The sequence below is a fragment of the Bradyrhizobium lablabi genome (genome assembly GCF_900141755.1).
GTDB classification, from domain to species: Bacteria; Pseudomonadota; Alphaproteobacteria; order Rhizobiales; family Xanthobacteraceae; genus Bradyrhizobium; species Bradyrhizobium lablabi_A.
In genome coordinates this window covers 3,342,915-3,367,953 of the sequence record NZ_LT670844.1, presented here as the reverse complement: position 1 = coordinate 3,367,953, position 25,039 = coordinate 3,342,915, and the positions used below count along the sequence as shown (strand labels likewise).

Below are 25,039 nucleotides of genomic sequence, written 5' to 3'. Positions count from 1 at the left end.
GAGGAATTAGCATCCAATAAGGCGAGGCGTTTTACATGCCCCGCCGAATTCCGCCTGCGGGCTGCTCGGTTTCAGCGAAGCGATGCCACAATGTCGGCAATCGACCTGAAAAGGACGAGCGGATCGTCTTTTGAGGGAATGAAACCGCGTCGCCCCCAGAACGCAGCAGCTTCGGCGTCAACCGCGTTGACAATCAGCGCGCGCCCTCCGATGAGGCCTGCGGCCGTGACGCAGCGCTGCAGCGCATGTTTGAGTAGGCCGGTGCCAACGCCCTTGCCGGTCCAGTTCTGATCCGTTGCAAGCTGTCCCAATAGCAGGCAGGGGACAGGGTCGGGCGGCTGACCGGTCCGTATGGACCGCGGCAGGCGTGATGGCACGATCGCTGTCGGCGCAAGGCCATAATAGCCGACCACCCGATTCGCTTCGTGAACGACGATCACCGCCGTGAAGCCCTTTTCCTGATTGGAGAGCGCCCGCGTCTTGAGCCACCGGTCGAGAGATGGCTTGCCGCAGGAGAAGTCGTCGAGACTATGAGCCGGCGTCAGTGGTTCGGGGCCGGAGATTGCCAAGCTTCAGCCCCCGGTATCCGAACCACCTTTTTGCTTTGACGCGTTTTCTTCACGCGAACCGGCATCCACTTCGCTCGAAAACGCTTTGGTCTCCCATGGTGCCGCGCGTTGGAAGAGTTCGATCATTTCCGGCACCGGGGTGGCCGGTCCGGACAATGCCGCCATGAAAGCTTTGAATCCGGCAGGACTCATTCGAATGGGCGCCGTCTCCATCAGCACATCCTCGGCTGCACGTACCGCCGCGTCACGCACAAAATCGGTGCGTGAGCGGCCACGCAGTGCGGCAGCCCGGTCTATGATGGCAATGTCAGTTTCGGGCAGCCGCATCGAAAGCGGATACTCCTTGCGCTCAACGGCTCGGGGCATCAGGGACCTCCATGGCAGCAATGTAGAATTCTGTAGCGCATTTTGCAATACGACGAATGGTGCCATTTTGTGCTTGAGCACAAGCACAAATTATGTTTCAATTTCAATCACATAAGAGTTCGTAGTTTTATTCTGGATGGCGCGCCACTTTTCCGCCATCCAGAACAAAACTGCGAACTCTGCGGATGCCGGCCGAAGCTCCGCCCGGGTATCGGATGACCGTGATTTCTCACGCGTGCGTTCGCTGCGTATAATTCTTGAACGCCCAGCACGTCGACTTGACGATCGTTCACGAAACGCTGTCCAGCTTGCTGGGAGTTGGCATGTCGCCGATCCTTGCACCGCACCGAACAGCGAGTTCGACCACGGAATGAGCCGGAAGAATCGCGTTCCACTTGCTGATCGTGTCGCCAAAGCGGCTGAAGCGGCACTTGCGGCCCGGCACTTTGTGAGCGCCATCGACATCCTCGTCGGGATCGGATGGCTTGACTCTGGAGCGGTCGAGCGCTGGCGCCGCGGGCAGATCGATTGCCTGGAGGAGGCGATCCAGACCGATCCCTCGCGCATCTCGGAAGCCATGCGGCTATTCCGCGCTTGGGCGACCGCCGGAGGATTGTCCGCAAGCGAGACGGTATATGTCGATCGTACGCCGCGGCGCCAGACGCCGCGCTTCAGCCGAAGCGGAAATCCTGCGATCGAGGCGTCATATCGGACACATTGGGTCTCGCCCGAGCTTTCCGAGAAGAAACGCGAGCGCCTGGCGGAAAGGGCAAGCCGCGCCCCGGAACTGGTGGTGGTCCAGCCGTTGAACACGGAGTGGATATGCCATCGGTGCGGCGACACCGGGGATCTGTTGATGATGGAGACTCCAGGCCCTGCGTGCCTGCGCTGCGTTGGCCTCGATGATCTCGAGTATCTGCCGGCGGGCGATGCCTTGCTCACGCGGCGCGCCAAGGCGAAAAGCACCCGACATGCTGTCGTCGTGCGCTTCAGCAGGACCCGTCGCCGTTACGAACGACAAGGTCTGCTGGTCGAGCCGCAGTCCTTGGCAGATGCGCAGCGAGATCGTGAGACGCCATGACGATTCTAGCTCGTCTGCTCACTTCATTCACCGCCTCAGTTCGTTGATGCCCAATTCCGTCCATAGCCAGCCGAAGCTGTAATTTGCCATCGCGCTATCGGGGTCGGCGGACTTCGCCGTCCGGTTCTCGATCATTTTGAGCCAGTCGGCGACCTTGATCCGTCCGCTGTCCGTTCTGACCGCGGCGCGCGGCGACTCGCCTCCAAGCACGGGAATTGGTCGATCGAGCGCGTCACGGTAGTGCCGGTCCATGTGATCATGGATGATGGCGCAACGCTCGTCTTCGGGGATGTCGAGCTGTTGGGGCATGGCTCCATCGTGTGATGCGAGGATTTGCTCGACAGATTCTGTCTTGACCGAAGGTTGCCCGATGCGTGCCCCGAGTATCTCGGACAGCAGCGCGCGTCCAAGGTCGGAACGCATCCGGGAGTTGACAGCGAGCACCAAGGCCTTGTCTTCCAACTCCACATTGCCAAGCACAAGCGCGCTATCCTCGAGCCTCGTTTCGAAGCTCAGCGATTCCTGCAAATGTTCGCTGTCATTCGATGATGCCGCAGCCGGCTTTCCCAGGCTTACCCAGTTCCATGACGTCGCGGTGGCTGGGCGAAACTCGGGACGTGCCTCCAGGAGCGCCTGGATGTCGTCGATCGTCGTGCCGGCTGCGAGCGGATAGCGCACCTCGCACAGGACCAGTTCGTCCCCTTCGACGTTGCGTAAATCGGGAATTTCCGGTGCTTCGGCTCGATCAATCAGGTCCAGGAGCCAAAAGGTTGTGAACATGGGACTTATCGCGCGCAACCTCTCCGTCGGAGGAAGGTCGACGACCGTCGTTTCGTCGAGGTCCTGTCCGCTCGCTTTCGCGAGCTCCCGCTTTTCCTCGCTGCTGAGCGTCTCGAATCCGCGCAAGGCTTCGATGAACGCTTCCGATGTGTCGTGATCAAACGCCAGCCCGCCGCCGCCGATCTGCATTTGCGATCCCACCCGGACGACGCGCGCGGCAATGCGGTCCCACGGTTTGAGGGTGCGGGTCGCGCTCCGCTCGCTGATCAGCACCGGCTCGCCGCCACGGATAAGGTCGCGCGCCCGAAACGAGGTGCCGCGGACGATATCGCTCACCTCATAGAGGCTCATGGTCGAGTTTCGCAGCGCGGCCATGTAGGCGCGAACCGACGCCGTCTCCTTCCAGCCGCGGCGTTTCAGATAGTCGTCGATAGCGTTGCCGCCGTCGCCGAATTCACGGGTCAGGAAATCCTCGAAGGCGCAGGCCCACACCGTGCTCATGAACAAATCTTCGCCGACGGTTGCGACGATATCGTCGATATCAAGGCCGGTTTCCTCGCAGGTGGGCAGCAGATGGTCTTCAAGGATCTGCTCGAACCGATCGCCCCATTGGTCGCGCGTCGACCATTTTATCAACCCCGCGAGCAAATGCTTGCTGGCCATATTCCCGCTCGTCATGAGATCATTGGCGGCCGCATTGAGCGCGACCCGCCGCAGTCTAGCAAGCGCGCGCTATCGCTTCGACCCGGAACTGGATCGCTCGGACGAAAATCAACGGGTTTTTTTGTAGCGCCCGCGCTGGTCCGAAGTATCAGGCTGGCGAGGTCAGGCAATCGTGCGCTCCAGAAAAATTATATTGGGATTTCAATGGTGTAAGAGTTCGCAGTTTTATCCTGAGTGGCGCGCCATTTGCTATAGCCGCGACGGTGCCGCATTGGGCGCGGGCGCGATCGAGTGCGGCCTTGGCACGTTCCCGCTCGGATTTCAGGGTGGCGGTGCGTTCCCGCAGGATGTCGTCGAGCTCAACGATGCCGTCCTTAATGGAGCGGTAGAGCCGCTTGAGACGATCCTCGGTATCGCCCACCTCCCGCTGCAGCGTGAGAAGCCTTCGATCGGTGGACTCGCTCTTCGCAGCCTGACGTTCCGTCAGTGAGCTTAGGAGGTCGGCAATCCGATCAGACGCCAAGACGTGCTGCTTTAAATTGATTAGGAAGATGTCGTCCAAAGTCGCAGCAGGGATGTGACGGCCCTTGCATTCCGGCCAGTGGCGGACGGATGTTAGGAGACGCGTGAGCTCGCCCGGCAAATCGTGAATCGGCGTACCGTCTTATCCGTGGGCTCTAATCGCGGAATCCGCAATCTCGGATGTCCCCGATCCGCGTGATGGATAGTGAACTGGGTCGGGCCTTGGCCATTGCTGCCTTGCGCCCGGCAAGCCAACAGAGGGTTCATTCTTGACTCGGCGGCAATTGATGATGACCGTCTGACCTTCGCGCTAGTTCGGCTTTGCCAAGCGTGATTTGTCATGGCATTCATGCCGTCGATCAAAAGCTCAAAAAGGGTTGGGTATGGCGGATTGGATCGGCGGCAACTGTCCGGTGCCATCGGAAACGCATGCAAAGCTTGCCCGGCAAAGGCAAGCCAATCTGACAAAGCCAGCGGGCTCGCTTGGTCATCTGGAGCGGTTGGCTATTGATCTTGCGGCGCTGCAAGGAACGGATCGTCCGCGGGCGCTGCGGGCGCCGATCATCATCTTTGCCGGCGACCACGGTGTCGCGGCCAGGGGCGTATCTGCCTACCCGTCGGATGTCACCGTTCAGATGTTGTACAATTTCGCGAGTGGCGGGGCGGCAATAAGCGTGCTCGCTCGTGAACTCGGCGTGCCGCTGTTGGTTGTGGACGCCGGTACTTTGTCGGAACAGCCTGTCCCCGGTGTGTTGACGGACAAGCCGCGACGGGGCACGCGCGATTTCGGTGAGGAGGCCGCGTTGACTCCACCGGAGGTGGTTCAGGCTCTCGGATGCGGGCGGCGAGCGCTGCGTCAGGTGATCGCCGAAGGAGCCGATCTGGTCATTCTCGGAGAGATGGGGATTGGAAACACGACGTCTGCTGCCGCGATCGCCTGCGCGCTCACCGGCCGGCGGCCGGAACTCGTCGTCGGCAACGGCACTGGCCTTGATGACGCCGGTCGGGAGCGCAAGGTGATTGTGATCAAGCAAGCTCTGGCGTTTCACGGGATTGAAGGGTCCGGCAGCAAAGTCGAGGATGTGTTTTCGGCTGTCGGAGGGCTGGAGATTGCCGCACTGACGGGCGCCATCGTCGCGTCGGCGCAAAACCGGGTGCCGGTGCTGATCGATGGCTTCATCGTATCCGTTGCGGCGCTCGCGGCGGTTCGCATCAATCCGTCGTGCCGTCCATGGCTGATCTTCTCGCACCGTTCGGCGGAGCGCGGCCATCAGTTGATGCTCGAAGAAATGGATGCTCGACCGATCTTAGATCTCGGGCTGCGGCTCGGAGAGGGGTCGGGCGCGGCGCTGGCGCTACCCGTTTTGCGTCTCGCTTGTGCCCTTCATAACGGCATGGCAACATTTGATGAAGCAGCTGTCTCCGGGCGCATCCCGTGATGTTGGTCGATCTCCTCCGTCACGGCGCGACGGGCCGGGAAGGACATCTTGACGGCAGAACCGATCGCGTCCTTGCGGCGGAAGGCTGGACTCAATTTAGCTCCCAGACAGAACATCAGAGCTGGCCAACCATCGTAACCTCGCCGCTATTGCGGGCGCGAGAGGCAGCTGAAAGGCTTGCAAGGTCCCGAAATCTGGCTCTGATGATCGACGATGATTGGGCCGAGCTGGATTTCGGCGTATGGGATGGTCGTTTGAAGTCTGAACTCGAAGCAGAACCGGCGATGCGCGCGGCGCTCGCCGCGTTCTATCGCGATCCCCGAGCCAACCCGCCTCCGGGTGGAGAATCCTGGGCTAGTTTTGACGCACGAATTGCTCGCGCGTTGAGCCGCCTCGTCGATCCCGCAAGCCCCGGACCCGTACTCGTCGTGACCCACGCAGGACCAATGCGCGCGGCGCTGCATCAGGCTTGTGGGCTGCCAATCGATTGCCTGTGGGCACTGCGCATCGGATTTGGCACGCGCATTCGTCTAAATCTCGCAGTTGCCGATGCACGGCTTTGGGGCGAGATTGTCGAGATCAGCCAGCCATGATCCCGCGCGGATTGATTGTCGCCGTCCAGTTTCTGACACGGCTTCCGACGCCGGGGATCACTGATCTAAAGCCGCAAGACCTGAGCCAATCCGCCGTCTTCTTCCCGTTTGTCGGCGTCATGATCGGTGCGGCCGTCGCGCTTCCGATTTGGGGTCTGAGGCCGGTCGATCCCTGGGTCGGCGCGCTCGCCGCGGTCATCATCTGGGTCTGGATCACGGGAGGATTGCACCTTGATGGCCTCGGCGACGTCGCTGATGCCTTTGGCGCCTCGCATCGAAATCGCGAGCGGTTTCTTGAAGTCTTGGACGATCCCCACGCCGGCGGTTTCGCCGTCATGGCCATCACCCTGCAGATTGCAAGCAAGTTGGTGCTGCTGGCTTCAGTCGCCGCGACCGCGTCGCCTTGGGCACTCATCCTCATTCCGGCCTGGGCCCGCTTCGGCGCGCTTGTATGGAGCCATACCGTCCCGACCCTGAAGTCGGGCCTTGCCGAAAAATTCTCTTCGGATATCCGCTGGTCGATGATCGCGGCGTGGAGCGTGGTCCTGGTCGGCGCAAGCGCCTGGGCTGCCCCTCCACTGATTGCGGCGCTCGTGGTCATACCGCTTGGGAGCCTGTTCTGGCGCTGGCGGCTCGGTGGTATCAATGGTGACTGTCTTGGTGCGAGCGTTGAGGTTACCGAGAGCTTGCTGCTGCTGGCGCTTGTGCTCGGCAAGGTGTGAAACTCGCAACCGTCACGCGCCCAACAATGCGGTAGAAAGGCGGTTCCACGCCGCCTCGCCGCCAGGCAGACCAAATCGCAGCCACTGTGGCTCGTGCGAGAAGGCGCGAACGTGAACGCCGTGGCGTCCCAAATGCTCGACGATTTTCACAGCCTCGAAATGGCGGGCGAGGCGAAAAAGCGGCGTTCCGCCGAGCACGGCAAAACCCGCAGCTTCCAGCATGGCATCCAACCGCTGCTGATCGGACTGAAGACGGGTGGTCGTTGCGGCAAGCCAGTGCGGATTGCAAAGCGCCGCCTTGCCGATCCGGAGCGCGGGGCCTGACACGGCCCAAGGCCCAAGCTCGGCACGGATGCGGCTTGCGAGCGAGGTATCGGCTATCGCGAAACCGAGGCGCAAGCCTGCCAATCCGTAGGTTTTCCCGAACGACCTCAGAACGATCGTGGCCGGCGGCAGGTCTGAGACAACGCTCGCCGTTTCGGGGAGCACATCGACAAAGGCTTCGTCGACGACGAGCAGCCCGTTCTTTTTCGCAAGCGCCTGCGCAACGGTACGGAGCGCGCTCGAGGGAATGACACGTCCAGTCGGGTTGTTGGGATTGACGACGATGACGACATCGGCGCGGTTGCTCCGGTCGAGATCGCTTACCACCGAAACGCGATGGCCTTGTCTTATCCAGCAGGCCTCGTGCTCCTCGTAGGTAGGCCCGAGGATCTCAACCGAAGACATCGGGAGGAAGCGGGGAAGAAGCTGGATCAAGGCCTGCGTGCCCGGTGCAGCGACGATCATGCCGGGATCGGCAACGCGATACCTCATCGCTGCTGCGGCCAGCAGCTCCTCCTCTTCAGAGCGCATTGGCAGACGCGACCAGATTTCCGCCGGCAAATCGGGAATAGGGAAGGGGGCGGGATTGATGCCGGTCGATAGATCGATCCATGGCTCCGGCGCGCCTGGAAACCTTCTTCGCGCGGCATCCAGATTGCCGCCGTGCGAGATCTGTTCCGCGGCAGCGGGCTGCGTGATAGGCAGAGAACTTACACTACCCAGGTGTTCCGGATCACGCATGTTCGCCGAACTCGCTTTCACCGCGCTCGCAATCGAAGCAGCTTTTGGATTTCCGGACACCCTCTATCGCTGGATCGGCCATCCGGTGAGCTGGATCGGGACGCTGATAGCATGGTGCGAGCGCGCCTGGAACCGTCCTGAGTTCTCGTTCGAACGCCGTCGGATGTTTGGCTCTACGACACTGGTTTTACTGCTTGGCGTCAGCGGTTTGTCGGGGACGGTCATCTTCCTGCTCGCGCAACACTTGCTCCCAGGCTTCGCGAGTACGCTCATCTCGGGAGCGGTGGCCAGCACGCTGCTTGCCCAGCGCAGCCTCGATTCGCATGTCCGGGCGGTTGCCGATGCGCTGGAGCAGAAAGGTATTGAGGCAGGGCGTCAAGCGGTGTCGATGATTGTCGGACGCGACACGCAAAACCTGGATGTAGCGGGCGTCAGCCGCGCTGCCATCGAAAGCCTCGCCGAAAATTTTTCCGACGGCGTCGTAGCGCCGCTGTTCTGGCTCCTTGTCGCCGGATTGCCCGGAGTTTGCGGCTACAAGGCGGTCAATACGGCGGACAGCATGATCGGCCATAAATCCGAGCGCTATCTCGCCTTTGGCTGGGCGTCGGCGCGAGTGGACGATCTCGTCAACCTCCCGGCTTCGCGGCTCGCGGCATTTTGGCTGCTGCTGGCCTCGGCGCCATTATCCGGGTTGTCGTCCCGCGGTGCAATCATGGCCGTGTGGCGCGATGCAAATAGGCACCGCTCGCCGAATGCTGGATGGCCGGAGGCAGCAATGGCAGGCGCGCTAGGTCTCAGGCTTGCCGGCCCGCGCGCCTATCACGGAACGACGATTGACGATCATTGGATTGGTGATGGCCGCGAGACGGCCGGCGTCCAGGACATCCGCACAGCTCTCAGGCAATACCGGCTCGCATGCGCAATCCAATTCGTATGCGTTGCAGGATTGGCTGCGGTTACGGCGTTTGCTTGAGATCGGGTGCGCGGGCCAGATCAAGTAGACGGTTGCAGTCGATGTGTTGCTCGATGTGGCCGGCAAGGCGGTCGAGGGTCTCCTCGACGTCGGTTTCGTAGGCGAGTCCAGAGGGCTTGTTTGCGACGCGGCGCAGCCAGTGGTCGCGCTGCCGGTCGTCGGAAAAGAGCCCGTGAACGTAGCAACCGGCGATGCGGCCGGAGCCGTCGACCGCTCCGTCCTTTCGTCCGTCGGCAAACTGCAAGAGTGGTTTCGCGCACCCCGTACCGGTCGTGCGTCCGACGTGCATCTCATATCCTTCGAAGGGCGCCGCCCCATCGGCACTCGTGCCAACGATATCGACGAGGACCTTGTCGCCCCCGAGCACGGTCTCGACATCGAGCAAACCAAGGCCCGCGACGGCGCCGGCAGGTCCCTCGATTCCGTCCGGATCAGAAATATGCGCGCCGAGCATCTGATAGCCGCCGCAAACACCGAGCACATAGCCGCCGCGGCGCACGTGCGCGTTGAGGTCAGTGTCCCATCCCGTTTCGCGCAGCGCGGCGAGATCGGCAATCGTGGCCTTGGACCCCGGCAGCACCACCAGCGCGGCGCCGCCGGGAATGGGCTGTCCAGGCCTGATGAAGACAACATTAACGCCCGGCTCAAGGCGCAACGGATCAAAATCATCAAAATTCGAGATGCGGGGATAGGCCAGCACCACGATCAGGGTGCGATCGCTATCGCCGCGCGAGGAGCCAGTTTGAAGCCCGAGCGCGTCTTCCGCCGGCAGCCTGTGCGCCAAGTCGAAAAACGGCACCAGACCGAGCGGTTGCCAGCCCGTGTGTCGGGCGATGGTGGCCATCCCTTCGCTGAACAGAGACGGATCGCCGCGAAATTTGTTGACGATGAAGCCTGCGATCATCGCGGCGTCCTCGGCAGCGATGACGGCCTTGGTGCCAACGAGGCTGGCGATCACGCCGCCCCGATCGATATCGCCGATCAGGACCACCGGCACGCCGGCCGCGCGAGCAAAGCCCATATTGGCGATGTCGGCGGACCTCAGGTTCACTTCCGACGCCGAGCCCGCGCCTTCGACCAGCACGAGGTCAGCCTCGCGCGCAAGATGGCCAAAACTTTCAAGCACAGCGCCGAGAAGTTTGGGCTTCATCGCCTGATATTCGCGCCCTTTGGCATTGCCGACGACGCGGCCCTGTACGACCACCTGCGAGCCGGTTTCGCTCTGCGGCTTCAGCAGCACGGGGTTCATGTGCACGCTTGGTTGCACGCGCGCCGCGCGCGCCTGCAGCGCCTGCGCGCGCCCGATCTCGCCGCCGTCGGCGGTAACGGCGGCATTGTTCGACATGTTCTGTGGCTTGAAAGGCCTCACTCGCAGGCCGCGATTGGTGAAAGCCCGCGCCAATCCCGCAACCAGCAGCGACTTGCCGACGTCCGAGCCGGTCCCCTGCAGCATGATCGCGCGGGCTGGGCTCAAAACTCGATGCCTTGCTGCGCTTTGACACCGGCCGCGAAGTGGTGCTTCACGGCTACCATCTCGGTCACGAGGTCGGCTATCTCGATCAATTCGGGTTTTGCATTGCGGCCGGTGACGACGACGTGCAAGTCAGCCCGCCGGCTCGCGAACGCCGCAAGGACCCGGCCGAGGTCGAGATGATCGTAGCGCAAGGAGATATTGAGCTCGTCGAGGATCAGCAATCGGATCGAGGGATCTTCCATCAGTTCAGTCGCCCGGTCCCAGGCGCGCTCTGCGGCGGCGACATCGCGGGCACGATCCTGGGTTTCCCAGGTAAAACCTTCACCAAGTGTGTACCATTTGACCTGATCGCCAAAACGCTCGATCGCAGCGCGCTCGCCGGTCTGCCAGGCTCCCTTGCCGAACTGCACCACGCCGCACTGAAAACCTCGTCCGATGGCGCGCAGCAGAAGACCGAAAGCCGCCGTCGATTTGCCCTTGCCTTTGCCGGTGTGGACGATGAGCAATCCTTTCTCGATCGTCTTGCCGGCGACCTCGGCATCCTGAACCGCCTTGCGGTTGGCCATCTTTGCCTTGTGGCGCGCTTCGTCGTCGGTTTCGGTTGTCATGGAGTTAAAATTCCTTCCGTCTATTTCAGAATGAGCGGCAATCCCGCCGCGATCAAGACAGCGCGGTCGGCAATCGCAGCCACCTGCATGTTGAGGCGGCCTTGCGCATCACGAAATTCTCGCGCCAGCGCATTATCGGGAACGATGCCAAAGCCGACTTCATTGGAGACGACGACAACAGGTCCGTCGGCGTTGCCAAGGGCCGTGATCAACCGCTGCTGCTCAGCGATCAAATCCCGACCGTCCAGCATGACATTGCTGAGCCAGAGCGTGAGACAATCGATCAGCACGGCTTGTCCTTTGCTGCCATGCGCTGCGATCGCGCTCGCCAAATCGAGCGGGGCCTCGACGGTGCGCCAGCGGCCATCGCGTCGGTTGCGGTGCGCGGCAATCCGCGCCGCCATCTCGCTATCATGGGCTTCGGCGGTTGCCACGTAGACCCAGGGCGGAGCGCAGTCCATCACTAAGTTCTCGGCATATCTGCTCTTTCCGGACCGCGCGCCGCCGAGAACGAAGGTCAGACGAGGCGGGGGAACGTTCATGATCGGCGAATTCGATTGACGGGGGTTGATGCTTGCCCTTATCAATCGGGTGACGGTTCCCCGCAAGGGGATTGAATGGGAATGCGGTCAGGGAACCTTAGCCTCCAAAGGCATGGGGCCCCAAATCCGCGGCTGCCCCCGCAACTGTAGTCGGCGAGCTGAAGGCCAAGACACCACTGGGCAACCGGGAAGGTGGCCGGACGCTGAGACCCGAGAGCCAGGAGACCTGCCGTCGAGAACGCTGTTATCCGGCTCGTCGCGCGGGGCGTCGCGATGGTCATGTTGAAGGCTTATCAGCGACGAATTTTGTCGCGATGGGACCCCGTCGGAAGCGGCACCAGGCCAGGGCGCACGAAGCCCATGACGACGGAGGTCCGCGATGAAGACTTTGCTCAATCGATCCTTGCTCAATAAATTGAGCGTGCTTGTTGTGGGTGCCGCGATGCTGGCGCCGGCGCAGGCGCTGGCGCACCATATGATGGGCGGCAAGGTTCCCGTCACCTTCATGCAGGGGTTGTTGTCGGGGCTTGGGCATCCGATCATCGGGCTCGATCATTTCGCAGCCGTCGTCGGCGTCGGAATTTTGGCGGCGTTGCTCGGCCGCGGCGTTCGCCCGGTGCTTGCGTTCAGTGCGGCCATGATCCTCGGCGTCGCGCTGCATCTTGCCAGCGCCAATATTCCGGCGGCTGAGCTTCTTGTCGGACTTTCCACGCTACTCATCGGCGGTCTGGTTGCGCTTCGGCTATCGCTCGGCGTGTTGCCGGCGGCCGTGTTGTTTGCCGCAGTCGGCGTGTTCCACGGCTATGCACTCGGCGAATCCATCGTCGGAGCCGAAGCTTCACCGCTCGGCGCATATCTCGCCGGTCTGTTTGTGATTCAGACCGCCATTGCCGTCGCGGCCTACGCGGCAACGACAAGAATCCAGCAACGCGCTCCCTCGTTCAACCGAGCAGGCATGGCCGCAGCCGGTGCTCTCATCGCCCTGATCGGCGCCGTGATGGTTGCAACTGCCGGCTTCCCGGGCTGAGCGCGCCAAGCACATGACCGCATTCACCGATAGCGGGGCCTCGCCGCGCCCAAGCGCCTCGAAACTGTTCGTCTGTATCACCTGCCGCCTGCTCGGCGAGACGACCGAGGATCAAAAGGCGCGCCCCGGCGCGCGTCTGATGGAGATCCTGTCGCAGCGTCTCGAAGATGGGGCGGCCGATATCGAGATCGTGCCCGTCGAGTGTCTGTCAAATTGCAACCGCGGTTGCACGGTCGCGGTCTCGGGGCCGGGAAAATGGACCTACGTGATCGGCGCGCTCGATCCCGAACAGCATGCCGATGACGTGGTCCAATTTGCCCGACTTCATCATTCCCACGCCGACGGGCTGCCGGTCTGGCGCGAGCGCCCCGTCCACATCCGCAAGAACACGATTGCGCGGGTCCCGCCGCTCTCCGTTTTAGCGAACATTGGAGACAGTTCCCGATGACATCTCTGACAAAAGTCCCTTGCACAATCGTCACGGGCTTTCTCGGCGCCGGCAAGACGACGCTGGTTCGCCACGTTCTTGAAAATGCGGGCGGACGCCGCCTGGCGGTGATCGTCAACGAATTCGGCGACGTCGGCATCGACGGCGAAATTTTGAAGAGCTGCGGCATCGAGAGCTGCCCGGAAGACCGCATCGTGGAGCTATCCAACGGCTGCATCTGCTGCACGGTGGCCGATGACTTCGTTCCCGCGCTCAAGCGTCTCCTCGATCACCCGGCTCCGCCGGAGCACATCGTCATCGAGACGTCTGGGCTAGCGCTTCCCAAACCGCTGGTGCAGGCTTTCAACTGGCCGGAGATCGCCTCGCGTGTCACGGTTGACGGCGTTGTTGCCGTGGTTGACGGCGCGGCGGTTGCGGCCGGACGGTTCGCGGACGATCCCGATGCCGTGAGCCGGCGGCGGGCAGAGGATGTCTCGCTCGATCACGAGAACCCGCTTGAGGAGGTCTATGAAGATCAGCTTCTCTGTGCCGACCTTGTCGTCTTGAACAAGGCCGATCTGATGTCGTCGGAGGAACGGGGCAGGGTAATCAGCGAGATCGGGCGGGTGGTTTCCGGATCGGTCAAGATCGTCGAGGTGGAGCACTGCCGCGTATCGCCGAAGGTCCTCCTGGGGCTCGGGGTCGCTACCGAAAGTGACGTTGCAAACCGGGTCTCACATCACGACAATGAGGCCGAACACGACCACGACGATTTTGAGTCCTTTGTCATCGATCTCAGAGGCTTCGAGACGCCACAAATCCTGATCCAAAAAATTGCCGAGGCGGCGGCGAAGCATGACATCCTTCGCGTCAAGGGATTCGCCGAAATTCTGGACAAGCCGATGCGCCTTCTGATTCAGGGAGTCGGGTCCCGCATACAACATCGCTTTGATCGCGCCTGGCACAAGGACGAGGAGCGCTTGAGCCGTTTGGTCGTGATCGGTCAGAAGGGGCTCGATGCCAAGGCCATCCGAAACCTGATCCTGGGCTGAGCGCGCATGCACCTGCTGGCGAGCAACGTCGCGAAATTGGACGAGGCGGAAGCCGCGGTCGATCTCGAACAGTCGCCGGCCAAAATCGTCGTGCTCTCTTTCGCTGACAGCGATCTGTCAGCTCTTGCGGCGGCGTGGCAATTGGATGCCGAGATACTGCCGACGTTGAGACTTGCAAGTCTCAAAAAGCTGAAGCACCCGATGTCCGTCGACCTTTATGTCGAGGGCGTTATCGCGCATGCGCGGGCGGTCATCGTGCGCTGTCTCGGGGGATTTGAATATTGGCGATATGGACTGGAAATCATCGCCTCGATCGCGCGCCAAAAAAATATCCTGTTCGCCGCTTTGCCCGGCGACGATCGCCCCGATCCCCGTCTGGCGGAAATCTCGACGGTGACAGCAGAGACGCTGTCTTATCTGGATCAATTCTTCCGTGAAGGCGGGCCGGAGAATCTTCGCCAGGCTCTGCGATATGTCGGCAGCCTTCTTGATCGCGACATTTCCTGGGCTGATGCGATGCCGATCGGACCGGTGGCCGGATTTTCCACCGACGGGCGTACGCTGCCTCTGCAGGATCTGATCAGCGCGGTTGACCAGCGCCCCGTTGCGCTCGTCCTGTTCTATAAAGCAAGCCTGCTCGCCGCCGACACCGCTCCCATCCGTGCGCTGATGGCTGCGCTCGAAAGACAAGACCTGACGCCGGTTGCGGTTGCCGTCACCAGTCTCAAGGACCCCGCGGCAGCGGAAAGTATCGGCCAATTGATCGCCGCGCGCCGGCCGGCGATTATCCTCAATGCGACGGCATTTTCCGCGCTGCGCGATGACGGCACGACGGTCCTCGACGCCGCCGATGTTCCCGTGCTGCAGGTTGTGCTGGCAAGCAACGCGCAGGAAGCCTGGGCTTCATCGCCGCGCGGTCTGTCTCCGGCCGATCTCGCCATGAACGTGGTGTTGCCCGAACTCGATGGCCGGCTGTTGAGCCGTGCCATTTCGTTCAAGGCCGAGGACGACTTTGATCCCAGAATTGAATTTGCAGCCGTTCGGCACAAGCCTTGTCCCGATCGGATTGATTTTGTCGCGCGCCAGGCTGACCGTTGGGTCAAATTAGGCAAAACCCCGCGCGCGGAGCGTCGGCTCGCACTCATTCTGTCCGATTATCCGGCCCGCGCCGGACGTGCCGGTTATGCCGTTGGGCTCGACACCGCCGAAAGCGTCGTTCAAATCGTCGATCTTTTGCGTCGGGAAGGCTACGATGTTGGCGCGGGAGAATTGCACGCCGCCGACGTCGAGATGTTGCTGGTGGGACATTCGGCTCGCCTCGACGTTCCCCTTAGCTCTTACTTAAGATGGTTGAAGGCTTTGCCGCCGCGTCTGCAGGACGAGATCGAGAATACATGGGGCGGCCCTGCCGCCGACCCGCTCGTCGATAACAACACTTTTTCTTTTGCTGTGCTCAAAACCGGCAAGCTGCTGGTTTTTCTCCAGCCTGACCGCGGGTCGGCGCGAGATCGCAAAGCCGGCTATCACGACACATCAATCCCCCCGCGCCATGCCTACGCCGCGCTCTACGCGTGGTTACGAGAGCAGGCGCAGATCGACGCGCTCATCCATCTCGGAACCCACGGCACGCTGGAGTGGCTGCCCGGCAAGGCACTGGCCCTTTCCGCCGAGTGCTGGCCCGAGGCGGTGACGGGGCCGCTGCCGGTGATTTATCCCTTCATCGTCAACAATCCGGGCGAGGCAGTGCAGGCCAAGCGCCGGCTCAGCGCTGTGACCATTGGTCATCTCACGCCGCCGCTGAGCGCGGCGGGGCTGCATGGTGCGATGGCCGAACTGGAGGCATTGGTCGAGGAATATGCCGACGCGGAGGGCCTCGATCGGCGCCGGCTCGGTTTGCTTGAAAACGCGATTATCGACACGGCCTGGGCAACGGGCCTCGCCATCGAATGCAATCTTTCAAGAGATGAGCCGGCCAGGGATGCAATTGTAAAGCTAGATGCACGTCTGTGCGATATCAAGGAACTCAGTATCCGCGACCGGCTGCATGTTTTCGGACGCGCCCCGGAGGCCGAAGCACAGTCGACGCTGGTCGAGGCGATCCTTGCGGCAGCAGGTACTTCGGCAACGGGTGATCGGCGCGAGCAGATCGAAGCGGCGGTCCGTAGCAGTGCCGCGCACGAGGAGAGGGCACTTCTGGCGGCGCTCGACGGACGCCGCGTCAGCCCGGGTCCTGCCGGTGCGCCAAGCCGGGGCAGGGCCGATGTTTTGCCGACGGGAAGGAATTTGACGACGATCGATCCGCGATCGATCCCGACGCGGACGGCCACAACGATCGGTCTGAGGGCTGCAGATGAGGTGGTGCGCCGCTACTTGCAGGATCACGGCGATTACCCGCGCTCTCTTGTGATCGATCTTTGGGCCTCGACTTCGCTGCGAACTGGCGGCGACGATCTAGCGCAGGCGCTCGGCTATCTCGGCGCGCGACCGGTTTGGGACATGTCATCCAACCGTGTAACAGGCGTTGAAGTCTTGCCGCTGGCAAGACTCGAACGCCCGCGCATCGATGTGACGCTGCGGATATCCGGTCTGTTCCGCGATATTTTCGAAACGCAGATCGCGCTTCTTGACGCGGCGATTCGCAAGGTCGCGGCGCTCGACGAAGACGATTCCGATAACCCGATCGCCGGCTCCCGCCGGCGCGGCGACAATCTTGCCCGCATTTTTGGTGGCGCGCCTGGCAGCTATGGGGCGGGAACGACTGATCTCACGCTCGACGGCAATTGGCGGGCGCGCGAAGATCTTGGCGAGGCCTACCTCTCCGCTGTAACCCACGCTTACGGCGGCGCGCAGCCGGTCATGCCGGCGGGAGATGGCTTTCGTACCCGGGTGTCGGCCGCCGATGCCCTGGTCCATCCGCAAGACGACCGCGAGCGGGATCTTCTTGACGGTGACGGGGTTGCCGATTTCGTCGGCGGCTTTGCGGCGGCCGCAGCGTTGCTCGGCAACGATGCGGAACTCTATCACCTCGACACAAGCGAACCGTCGACGCCCAAAGCCCGTACGGTTGCCGAGGAGATCGCACGTGTGGTTCGGGGACGCCTGACCAATCCTCGTTGGATCAATGGCATGCTCGGTCACGGTCATCGTGGCGTAGCCGAGATCGCCCAGGGCGTCGACGCGCTCTATGCCTTCGCGGCAACAACCCGCGTCGTGTCGAATCATCTATTCGACGTCACGCATGATGCCCTGATTGCGGATGAAGCGACCTTGACGAGGATGACCGCGGCCAATCCGGCAGCCGCGGCTGCGATTGTCGCGCGGCTCCGCGACGCGCTGGCGCGCGGCCTCTGGGTGGCGCGGCGCAACGCCGTTGCCGGCGAGCTCGACCGTGCCATCGCGAAATCGCGGGAGGCTCGCGGTCCACAGACGGAGGCCGCAACGTGAAGCATGCCGCCGTATTCGAGGTGAAGGGCTGGTGTCCCGGCGCTCTGAAGCCGATGCAAAGCGGCGACGGATTGATCGTCCGCGTGCGCCCGCGATGCGGGATGTTCAAGCCGGACGAAATGTTGGTTCTTGCCGAAGCGGCTCGGCGTTTCGGCAACGGCCATATCGACCTGACCCGCCGCGCCAATCTGCAGATCCGCGGCGTTGGCGAAGAAAGTTTGCTGGGACTGCAACACGTAATCGCGGGGCTCGGCCTTCTCGATCCTGCTCCGGAAGCGGAGGCGGTACGTAACCTGATGGTCAGCCCGCTTGCGGGCATCGATCCGACTGAAGTGCTTGATGTCCGCGGGATTGCACGGGAATTGGCGCAATTGCTTACCTCCGAACACGCTCTGTGGGCGCTGCCGTCCAAGTTTTGTTTTATCATTGATGGCTGCGGGACTCTGACGCTGGCGGATGAGCGGGCCGACATTCGTATTGCGGCTATTCGCGACGGCGCAAATCCCTCAGTCGCGATCGGTCTCGATACGCAAGCCGGGATCGATTGGCTTGGTTCGGTCTCTGCCGCAGCCGCAGCCACCGCTGCAACCGAGACCGCCAGCGCCTTCCTCGCAGTCGTGTCGAACGTGAAACGGCAACGCATGCGTGCCGTTCCCGCCGAAGGCCTCGCGTCCATCCGATCAGCAATGAGGTCGCGGCTCAATCCGCTGGAGCTCGATCAACGAAAGACCCAACGATCGTCGGATCGGCACGTTGGCCTGCGTGATTTGGGCGCGGGCCGGTTCGCGGTTGGCGTCGCAGCGCCGTTCGGCCGGGTCGAGACCGCTCAGCTTGAAAAGCTTGCCGGCGAGATGGCTGCCTTCGGTGTCGAAGAGGTCAGGCTGTCGCCGTGGCGCATTTTATACGCCGAGGTCGTCGGCGCGTTGACGGGAAATGCGGTGCTCGATGCGGCTCGATCCGTTGACTTGATCACTGATCCCGATGATCCGCTGCTTAGGGTCGAAGCGTGTCCCGGCGCGCCGGCTTGTCGGTCGACGAGCCTCGACACCCGTGGCGATGCGCGGCGGCTTGCCGCATTGTCGTCCCGGTTCGGCTTTGAAGGCACCATTCACGTCTCCGGTTGCGCCAAGGGGTGCGCAAAATCCGCCGCGGCTGATCTCGTGCTGGTCGGCGCCGAGAGCAAATACGGAATCGTTCGCAACGGAACCGCCCAGGAGTGCCCCGCAGGCAGCGCGTCTTTCGCGGAGCTTGCCGCTGATCCCGGCACAATCTTCGCTGAAGGACGCCGTTATGACTGAATCTCAAAACTATATTCGCGACGGGTCGGAGATCTACCGCAACTCGTTTGCGATCATCCGCGCCGAGGCCGACCTCTCCCGCTTCGAGGCGATCGAGGAAAAAGTCGCGGTCCGGATTATTCATGCCTGCGGCATGACCGATATCGCTCGTGATATCGAGATGTCGCCCACATTCGCCGCCAGCGCCCGCGCGGCGCTATTGGCGGGCGCGCCGATCCTGTGTGATGCGAAGATGGTCGCGCATGGCATCACCCGCAGCAGGCTGCCGAAGGATAACCCCGTTATTTGCACGCTCGACGATCCCGCCGTCGCGCGCCTCGCTGCCAAAGTCGGCAATACGCGCTCGGCCACGGCGCTGGAGCTGTGGCGGCCTCATCTCGAAGGCGCCCTTGTCGCCATCGGCAATGCGCCGACCTCGCTGTTTCGGCTGCTTGAAATGCTCGACGAGGGCGCGCCGCTTCCCGCCGCCATTATCGGCGTCCCCGTGGGCTTTGTCGGCGCCGCCGAATCCAAGGAAGCGCTCCGGTTGCAGGGGCGCGTGCCATTCCTTGTCGTGCGCGGCCGCAGAGGCGGAAGCGCCATGGCGGTAGCGGCCATCAATGCGCTGGCGAGTGAACGCGAATGACAGCTCTTGACGCGATCGCAGGAACCGCCTGCGCAGGCACGCTCTACGGCATCGGGGTTGGACCAGGCGATGTCCGTTATCTGACGCTGCGAGCGGCGGCGCTGGTGCGCGATGTCGACGTGCTGGCCTTTTTTGCCAAACGAGGGCTGCAGGGCAATGCGCGCGGCATAGTAGATCCCTTGTTGGGGCCGGGCCGAAGCGAGCTTCGGCTCGAATACCCGGTCACCGACGAGATCCCGCCCGAACATCCTTCGTATCAAAAGCAGATCGCCTGCTTCTATGAAGAAAGTGTCGCGACGCTCGCGGAACTGCTCGGGCAAGGCAAGTCTGTCGGGCTTCTGGCCGAAGGAGATCCGTTCTTCTATGGATCGTTCATGCATATGTGGCGGCGGCTCAACCGCGATTTCCCGATCGAAATTGTTCCCGGCGTCACAGGTATGTCGGGCTGCTGGACGCGCGCCAATGCGCCGATCACCTGGGGCAATGACATCCTGTCGGTATTGCCTGGAACTTTGGCTGAGGAACAATTGACCCGCCGGCTCGCGGAGACTGACGCCGCCGTCATCATGAAGGTCGGCAAGAATCTCGCAAAAGTCCGCCGGGCGGTCGAGGCGGCCGGATTGCTCGCGCGCGCGATTTATGTTGAGCGCGGCACGATGCAAGCGGAGCAGATCATGCCCTTGTCCGAATGTCCTGACGGCAAAGGCCCTTACTTTTCGATGGTGCTGATCCCGGGTCAGGGGAGGCGGCTGTGAGCGGCTCGCTGGTTGTCGTCGGTCTTGGGCCAGGCTCGATGGACCTCTTGACGCCCGCGGCCACGAAAGCGCTTTCTGCCGCGACGGATCTCGTCGGATACGAAACCTATCTCGATCGGATTCCAAAAACCATCGCCAGCGGGCGCCGTCATGTTTCAGGCAATCGTGTCGAGATCGACCGGGCACGCCACGCGCTCACACTCGCCATCGAAGGCAGAGAGGTCGCCGTCGTTTCGGGTGGTGATCCCGGCGTGTTCGCAATGGCTGCGGCGGTGTTCGAAGCCATAGAAGCCGGCGATCCCGCCTGGCGGGAGCTCGATATTCGCATCGAGCCCGGGATAACGGCCATGCTTGCGGCAGCCGCCGAAGTTGGCGCACCGCTCGGCGCGGATTTTTGCGCGATATCGTTGTCAGACAATCTGAAGTCATGGGAGACGATCGAACGACGCTTACACGCCGCGGCGGACGGCGATTTTGTCATTGCGCTTTATAACCCTGCTTCCCGGGCGAGGCCAAATCAGCTTGGCCGCGCGTTCAATTTGCTGAGAACGAAAAAATCGCCTCAGACCGTCGTGCTCTTTGTCAGAAATGCTGCGACACCCGAAGCGCGCGTTGTCATGACAGAGTTGGGCGAGGCAGATCCAGCCCTTGCCGATATGCGTACGCTCGTCATCATTGGCGCGGCGGCGACACGGCTGGTCTCACGAAACGGACGCAGGCCCTTTGTCTATACGCCGCGTGCCGAACATGAGGTGGTGCGATGAGTGCGCTGATGTTCAAGCCAGATGACGGCCGCCTCCGCGCTTTCGACGCCATGTCCGCGCGGCTTGTTCGGACGCGCAATCATCACAAGCGGAATACCAAGACGGCGCGCCGCTTCGATCTTCGCGTAGGTCGCCGCCCCGCCCGAATTCTTGGAGACCAGCACATCGATCTTCTCGCGTGCGAGCAGCGTCGTTTCAGATTCGCAGTCGAAGGGACCGCGTCCGGAAAACAGCCGGATATCGGGCGGCAGCGGGACATCGTTGGGCGGATCGATCGTGCGCGCGATATAGTGATGATGGGGCGCGGTTGCGAAAGCGCCAAGCTCGAGGCGGCCAAGCGTAAGAAACACACGGCGAGGTTCTGGTCCCAGCGCGTCAGCGGCAGCTTCGGCACTTGCGACGGGAATCCATGTGTCGCCCGGCCGGAGCTCCCAGGCAGGGCGCACGATCGAGGCGAGTGGGATCGCAAGTCGTGCGCAAGCCTCGACCGCGTTGGTGGAGATTTGATCGGCGTAGGGATGCGTCGCATCAACGACCGCTTGCGTTGCGTCCTGCTTCAGCCAGGCAACGAGACCGTCAGCGCCGCCAAAGCCGCCGATCCGCGTTCGCACGGGCTGCGCCTTCGGGTTTGCGGTACGCCCGGCAAGCGAAATCGTCGCGTCAAAGCGGGAGTCCGCCGCCAGCAGGCGCGTCAGATCCGAGGCCTCCGTGGTACCTCCAAGGATGAGAACGCGCATCGGGGGCCATCTCCATGAACGCTGAGCCCGCAACCTGCAACGTGCAGCGCTGGCTGTCCATCGTCGGCATCGGCGAGGATGGCGTGGAAGGGCTGTCCGCGGTTGCCCGGCGGCTGATTACATCGGCGGAACTGGTCGTCGGCGGTGCGCGCCATCTGGAACTCGCGGGCGATCTGATCCGCGGGCGGCGTCTGGCGTGGCCCAGTCCCATGAGCGACGCGTTTAGCGAGGTCAAGCGGCACCGCGGGCGCGCGGTTGCCGTTCTCGCGAGCGGCGACCCCTTTCATTTCGGCGTCGGCAAGCAGCTCACGGAGTTTGTCCCGGCCGAAGAAATCGTTTGCCTGCCGCAACCCTCGGCTTTCAGCCTCGCCGCGGCGAGGATGGGATGGTCGCTGCAGGACGTTGCACCCGTCACGCTGCATGGCCGCGCGCTGCAAGGCATCATCCGGCATTTGCAACCCGGCGCGCGCATCTTGGTGCTTTCCTGGGACGACACGACGCCGGCAAAACTCGCCAAGCTTCTCGACGCGCATCGCATGGGGCAATCGCGTATCACCGTGCTCGAGGCGATGGGCGGTCCGCGCGAGCGGATACGCCGCGCCAGGGCAGCGAATTTCGATATTGAGGAGATTATTCCGCTCAATACGATCGCGATCGAGGTGATCGCGGAACCGGAGGCCGCGATCATCGCCCTCGCGTCCGGCCTCGACGACGCGTTGTTCGAGAACGATGGCCAACTGACAAAACGGGAAATTCGTGCCGTAACGCTTTCGTCGCTCGAGCCACGGCACGGCGAACTGCTGTGGGATGTCGGGCTTGGCGCCGGGTCGATCGCGATCGAGTGGCTGCTGCGGCATCCCTCCCTAGGCGCGATCGGTGTCGAGGCGCGTAACGACCGCGCGGATCGCGCCGCCCGCAATGCCGCGGCGCTCGGCGTGCCCGAGCTCAGGATCGTGCAAGGCCGCGCGCCGGAGGCGCTGGCGGGGCTTGCTCGACCGGATGCTGTGTTTGTCGGCGGCGGCATGATGGATGAAGGCGTATTCGAAGCGGTTTGGGCGGCGCTGAAACCCGGCGGTCGGCTCGTTGCCAATGCGGTGTCGCTCGAGACGGAAGCGCGGCTCGCCGATTATTTCCAGCGTTTCGGCGGCGATCTCGCTCGGCTGCAGGTCGCGCGCGCGGACAAAGTCGGCACCATGTTTGGCTGGCGTCCCTCGATGCCGGTGACGCAATGGCGGGTGAGGAAGCCATGATCGTCGTCGGCATCGGATGCAAGCGCGGGACGCTGTCCGAAGATATTGTGAGCTTGGTTCACTCAGTTCTTGCTACGCTTGGCATTGCCCGCGAAAACCTCGACGCGATCGCGACCGAAGCGTCGAAGGCAGAAGAGTGTGGGATTGCAGACGCCGCTCGATCTCTCGCGGTTCCTCTCATCCGGTGTTCGCTCGCCGATCTAGATCGGGTTGCCGACAAAATCGTTACACGCTCGCCGCGGGTTCAGGCGCTCAAGGGTGTGCCGTCGATCGCGGAGGCGTCAGCCCTGGTCGCGGCGGGCCGCAACGCCCGGCTTCTCGGCGCACGAGTCGCGACTGACAAGGTAACCTGTGCCATCGCCATCAGTGAGGGCTCATGACCGTTCATTTCATCGGGGCGGGACCCGGAGCAGCGGACCTCATCACCGTGCGGGGGCGCGATCTCATCACCAATTGCCCGGTCTGCCTCTATGCCGGTTCGCTGGTGCCGAAAGCTTTGCTTGGCTATTGCCCGGCGGGAGCGCGCATCATTGATTCAGCGCCGATGTCGCTCGACGAGATTGTCGCGGAGATAGCGAAAGCCACGGAGCGCGGCGAGGATGTTGCACGCCTGCATTCCGGGGATCTGTCAATCTGGAGCGCGCTCGGCGAACAGTTACGGCGCCTTGAGGCCCTCAATATCCCCTACACGATCACCCCCGGCGTTCCCGCCTTTGCAGCCGCCGCAGCCGCGCTGGCCAGGGAATTGACATTGCCTGAAGTGGCGCAATCGGTCGTGCTGACGCGCACGCCGGGACGCGCTTCGGCGATGCCCGCAACCGAGACGCTTTCCGCCTTCGCCGCAACGCGTGCGACACTTGCGATACATCTCTCCATTCACGCGATCGAAAAAACCGTCGCGGAACTGGTGCCCGCTTATGGCGGGGATTGCCCGGCTGCGGTCGTGTTCCGCGCAAGCTGGCCTGACGAGCAGATTATACGGGCGACGCTCGGCACCATCGTGGCGGAGGTCAAAAAGACAAGTATCGAGCGTACGGCGCTCATCATCGTCGGCGACGTGCTGGCGGCGCGTGATTTCCGCGACAGTGCCCTTTACGATAGCGGATACCGCCGACGGTTCCGGGGAGGCGGCGTATGATCGAAAACCTATCCCCAGCGCCCGACGATTTTACCTTCGCGGTCGAACACCGCCATGTCGACGGCGATCTGCGATCCATCGAGCACCTGCGCCGCCGTTTTCCACGCAGCCCTGGCGACGAATTCGCCAATCGGTATGCCGCGCATTTCGGCCTCCCGCAGAACCAGCAACGCCGTATTGGCGTCCTTGCAAAGTTCTACGAGGTCGGCGGGCGCGTCCGCTTCCCGCAAAAGTTCGGAAAGCCAGATAAGGTCGACGCTGCCGGATTTGGAATGAAGATCGAGCAGCCCTTGTCCGAGTTTTGTCATTTTGGCAAAGCCGCCGGCGATGGTGATGCGCGGGATCGGGTGTCGTTTCGCATATTTCAGCATGCCGCCGACGAAGTCGCCCATGTCGATGAGCGCGGTTTCGGAGAGGCCGTGCAGCTTCTGAACGGCCATCTCCGAAGTCGATCCCGTGGAGCCGGCGATGTGTTTGAGACCGCTGGCGCGCGCCACGTCGATACCGCGGTGAATGGAGTGGATCCAGGCCGCACAGGAATAGGGAACGACAATCCCGGTGGTGCCGAGGATCGAAAGTCCGCCAACAATACCGAGACGCGCATTGAGCGTCTTGGCGGCGAGCGCTTCGCCGCCGGGGACCGAGAGTTCGACCATGACGTCGCCGGATGTCCCAAACCGTTCCATCACTTCGCGAACGGCGCTTCGCATCATCTCGCGTGGAACCGGATTGATGGCGGGCTCGCCGGGACGGACCGGCAGGCCGGGTTTTGTCACCGTTCCCACGCCTTCGCCCGCAACAAAGATAACGCCGGAACCGGGCGTACCCGCTCGCACCGTCGCCTTGATCACGGCGCCATGGGTCACATCGGGGTCGTCGCCAGCGTCTTTGACGATCCCTGCGGTCGCGCCGCCGTCGGATGCTTCGAAAACAGCTACCGCAAAGCTGACGCGCGTGCCATTCGGCAGCTGCACTTCGACGGGATCCGGGCATTCGCCGGTGACGAGCGCCTCATAGGCAGCTCGTGTAGCGGCCGTTGCGCAGGTGCCGGTGGTCCAGCCGCGCTTGAGCGGCTGACCCGGTCTTGTCTCATTGCTATCTTCGGCGTCGCTCACATTCCGCTCC

Annotated in this window: 26 protein-coding genes and 1 riboswitch; of the genes, 16 read left to right on the top strand and 10 right to left on the bottom strand. The window is 62.7% G+C overall.

From position 1 onward, the window contains the following. Window positions 1–71 precede the first annotated feature (71 nt). Entirely contained in the window at window positions 72–569 is a 498-nt protein-coding gene (locus B5526_RS15640; RefSeq protein WP_079539305.1) for a GNAT family N-acetyltransferase, read from the bottom strand. A 3-nt stretch (window positions 570–572) separates the two neighbouring features. Continuing rightward, window positions 573–935, bottom strand: coding sequence for a DUF1778 domain-containing protein (locus B5526_RS15635; RefSeq protein ID WP_079539303.1), 363 nt, complete (start codon window positions 933–935; stop codon window positions 573–575). Between the two features lie 136 nt (window positions 936–1,071). Here B5526_RS15635 and B5526_RS15630 point away from each other — a divergent pair, with 136 nt between their 5' ends. After that, the gene (locus tag B5526_RS15630) at window positions 1,072–2,016 is read left to right on the top strand and encodes a hypothetical protein (RefSeq protein ID WP_244562304.1); all 945 of its coding nucleotides are present in this window, start codon (window positions 1,072–1,074) and stop codon (window positions 2,014–2,016) included. Window positions 2,017–2,043: 27 nt separating this feature from the next. Here the strand turns inward: B5526_RS15630 and B5526_RS15625 are convergent, their stop codons facing one another. Further along, window positions 2,044–3,297, bottom strand: coding sequence for a hypothetical protein (locus B5526_RS15625; protein WP_244562303.1), 1,254 nt, complete (start codon window positions 3,295–3,297; stop codon window positions 2,044–2,046). A 310-nt stretch (window positions 3,298–3,607) separates the two neighbouring features. Further along, complete coding sequence (locus tag B5526_RS38655) at window positions 3,608–4,021, bottom strand: hypothetical protein (protein WP_197688441.1); 414 nt, start codon at window positions 4,019–4,021, stop codon at window positions 3,608–3,610. Window positions 4,022–4,364: 343 nt separating this feature from the next. On the opposite strand from B5526_RS38655, the gene cobT reads away from it, so the two are divergent. The 3 genes from cobT to cobS are packed head-to-tail and all read left to right on the top strand — an operon-like array spanning window position 4,365 to window position 6,735. Next, window positions 4,365–5,420 (top strand): nicotinate-nucleotide--dimethylbenzimidazole phosphoribosyltransferase, encoded by a 1,056-nt coding sequence (gene cobT / locus B5526_RS15615; RefSeq protein ID WP_079539298.1) that lies wholly within the window; start codon window positions 4,365–4,367, stop codon window positions 5,418–5,420. Beyond that, complete coding sequence (locus B5526_RS15610) at window positions 5,420–6,013, top strand: histidine phosphatase family protein (protein ID WP_079539297.1); 594 nt, start codon at window positions 5,420–5,422, stop codon at window positions 6,011–6,013. Before cobT ends, B5526_RS15610 begins: the two co-directional genes overlap by 1 nt. Further along, the gene (gene cobS, locus B5526_RS15605) at window positions 6,010–6,735 is read left to right on the top strand and encodes an adenosylcobinamide-GDP ribazoletransferase (protein ID WP_079539295.1); all 726 of its coding nucleotides are present in this window, start codon (window positions 6,010–6,012) and stop codon (window positions 6,733–6,735) included. The genes B5526_RS15610 and cobS overlap by 4 nt, the downstream gene beginning before the upstream one ends. Window positions 6,736–6,747: 12 nt before the next feature. On the opposite strand, the gene cobD is transcribed toward cobS, so the two are convergent. Then, complete coding sequence (gene cobD / locus B5526_RS15600; protein WP_079539294.1) at window positions 6,748–7,800, bottom strand: threonine-phosphate decarboxylase CobD; 1,053 nt, start codon at window positions 7,798–7,800, stop codon at window positions 6,748–6,750. Here cobD and cbiB point away from each other — a divergent pair. Continuing rightward, window positions 7,799–8,773 carry an adenosylcobinamide-phosphate synthase CbiB gene (gene cbiB / locus B5526_RS15595; protein WP_079539292.1) on the top strand — a complete coding sequence of 325 codons (975 nt, stop codon included), beginning with the start codon at window positions 7,799–7,801 and terminating at the stop codon, window positions 8,771–8,773. The two genes, cobD and cbiB, sit on opposite strands and share 2 nt — an antisense overlap. On the opposite strand, the gene B5526_RS15590 is transcribed toward cbiB, so the two are convergent. From B5526_RS15590 to cobU, 3 genes are read right to left on the bottom strand one after another with little or no spacing between them, the layout of a single operon-like run. After that, window positions 8,757–10,226, bottom strand: a complete 1,470-nt coding sequence (locus B5526_RS15590; RefSeq protein WP_079539290.1) for a cobyric acid synthase — start codon at window positions 10,224–10,226, stop codon at window positions 8,757–8,759. The genes cbiB and B5526_RS15590 overlap by 17 nt on opposite strands. A gap of 17 nt (window positions 10,227–10,243) precedes the next feature. After that, entirely contained in the window at window positions 10,244–10,855 is a 612-nt protein-coding gene (gene cobO / locus B5526_RS15585; RefSeq protein ID WP_079539289.1) for a cob(I)yrinic acid a,c-diamide adenosyltransferase, read from the bottom strand. A 20-nt stretch (window positions 10,856–10,875) separates the two neighbouring features. After that, a complete protein-coding gene (gene cobU, locus B5526_RS15580) occupies window positions 10,876–11,397 on the bottom strand; it encodes a bifunctional adenosylcobinamide kinase/adenosylcobinamide-phosphate guanylyltransferase (RefSeq protein WP_079539287.1) in 522 nt (173 codons plus the stop codon). Window positions 11,398–11,433: 36 nt separating this feature from the next. After that, window positions 11,434–11,645: riboswitch (cobalamin riboswitch) on the top strand. Between the two features lie 131 nt (window positions 11,646–11,776). Here cobU and B5526_RS15575 point away from each other — a divergent pair. The 8 genes from B5526_RS15575 to cobJ are packed head-to-tail and all read left to right on the top strand — an operon-like array spanning window position 11,777 to window position 20,789. Next, window positions 11,777–12,424, top strand: a complete 648-nt coding sequence (locus B5526_RS15575; protein ID WP_079539285.1) for a HupE/UreJ family protein — start codon at window positions 11,777–11,779, stop codon at window positions 12,422–12,424. Between the two features lie 13 nt (window positions 12,425–12,437). Further along, on the top strand, window positions 12,438–12,872 hold the full coding sequence (locus B5526_RS15570) for a DUF1636 domain-containing protein (protein WP_079539284.1): 435 nt from the start codon (window positions 12,438–12,440) through the stop codon (window positions 12,870–12,872). Continuing rightward, the gene (gene cobW, locus B5526_RS15565) at window positions 12,869–13,903 is read left to right on the top strand and encodes a cobalamin biosynthesis protein CobW (protein ID WP_079539282.1); all 1,035 of its coding nucleotides are present in this window, start codon (window positions 12,869–12,871) and stop codon (window positions 13,901–13,903) included. Before B5526_RS15570 ends, cobW begins: the two co-directional genes overlap by 4 nt. Window positions 13,904–13,909: 6 nt before the next feature. Beyond that, window positions 13,910–17,347, top strand: coding sequence for a cobaltochelatase subunit CobN (cobN, locus tag B5526_RS15560; RefSeq protein WP_079539281.1), 3,438 nt, complete (start codon window positions 13,910–13,912; stop codon window positions 17,345–17,347). After that, complete coding sequence (gene cobG, locus B5526_RS15555) at window positions 17,344–18,645, top strand: precorrin-3B synthase (RefSeq protein WP_079539279.1); 1,302 nt, start codon at window positions 17,344–17,346, stop codon at window positions 18,643–18,645. Before cobN ends, cobG begins: the two co-directional genes overlap by 4 nt. After that, window positions 18,638–19,270, top strand: coding sequence for a precorrin-8X methylmutase (locus B5526_RS15550; protein ID WP_079539277.1), 633 nt, complete (start codon window positions 18,638–18,640; stop codon window positions 19,268–19,270). Before cobG ends, B5526_RS15550 begins: the two co-directional genes overlap by 8 nt. After that, window positions 19,267–20,025: a precorrin-2 C(20)-methyltransferase gene (locus B5526_RS15545; RefSeq protein ID WP_079539276.1), complete on the top strand. Its 759-nt coding sequence runs from the start codon at window positions 19,267–19,269 to the stop codon at window positions 20,023–20,025. The genes B5526_RS15550 and B5526_RS15545 overlap by 4 nt, the downstream gene beginning before the upstream one ends. Further along, window positions 20,022–20,789 carry a precorrin-3B C(17)-methyltransferase gene (gene cobJ / locus B5526_RS15540; RefSeq protein ID WP_079539274.1) on the top strand — a complete coding sequence of 256 codons (768 nt, stop codon included), beginning with the start codon at window positions 20,022–20,024 and terminating at the stop codon, window positions 20,787–20,789. The genes B5526_RS15545 and cobJ overlap by 4 nt, the downstream gene beginning before the upstream one ends. Here cobJ and B5526_RS15535 read toward each other — a convergent pair. Next, a complete protein-coding gene (locus B5526_RS15535; RefSeq protein WP_079539272.1) occupies window positions 20,753–21,526 on the bottom strand; it encodes a cobalt-precorrin-6A reductase in 774 nt (257 codons plus the stop codon). The genes cobJ and B5526_RS15535 overlap by 37 nt on opposite strands. Before the next feature lie 14 nt (window positions 21,527–21,540). On the opposite strand from B5526_RS15535, the gene cbiE reads away from it, so the two are divergent. Genes cbiE through cobM form a run of 3 tightly spaced genes read left to right on the top strand, consistent with a single transcriptional unit; the run spans window position 21,541 to window position 23,914 of the window. Further along, a complete protein-coding gene (cbiE, locus tag B5526_RS15530) occupies window positions 21,541–22,776 on the top strand; it encodes a precorrin-6y C5,15-methyltransferase (decarboxylating) subunit CbiE (RefSeq protein ID WP_079539271.1) in 1,236 nt (411 codons plus the stop codon). Further along, complete coding sequence (locus B5526_RS15525) at window positions 22,773–23,156, top strand: cobalamin biosynthesis protein (protein WP_172842054.1); 384 nt, start codon at window positions 22,773–22,775, stop codon at window positions 23,154–23,156. Before cbiE ends, B5526_RS15525 begins: the two co-directional genes overlap by 4 nt. Continuing rightward, complete coding sequence (gene cobM / locus B5526_RS15520) at window positions 23,153–23,914, top strand: precorrin-4 C(11)-methyltransferase (protein WP_079539268.1); 762 nt, start codon at window positions 23,153–23,155, stop codon at window positions 23,912–23,914. The genes B5526_RS15525 and cobM overlap by 4 nt, the downstream gene beginning before the upstream one ends. Window positions 23,915–23,922: 8 nt before the next feature. Here the strand turns inward: cobM and B5526_RS15515 are convergent, their stop codons facing one another. Continuing rightward, on the bottom strand, window positions 23,923–25,029 hold the full coding sequence (locus B5526_RS15515; RefSeq protein ID WP_079539266.1) for a cobalt-precorrin-5B (C(1))-methyltransferase: 1,107 nt from the start codon (window positions 25,027–25,029) through the stop codon (window positions 23,923–23,925). Window positions 25,030–25,039 lie beyond the last annotated feature (10 nt).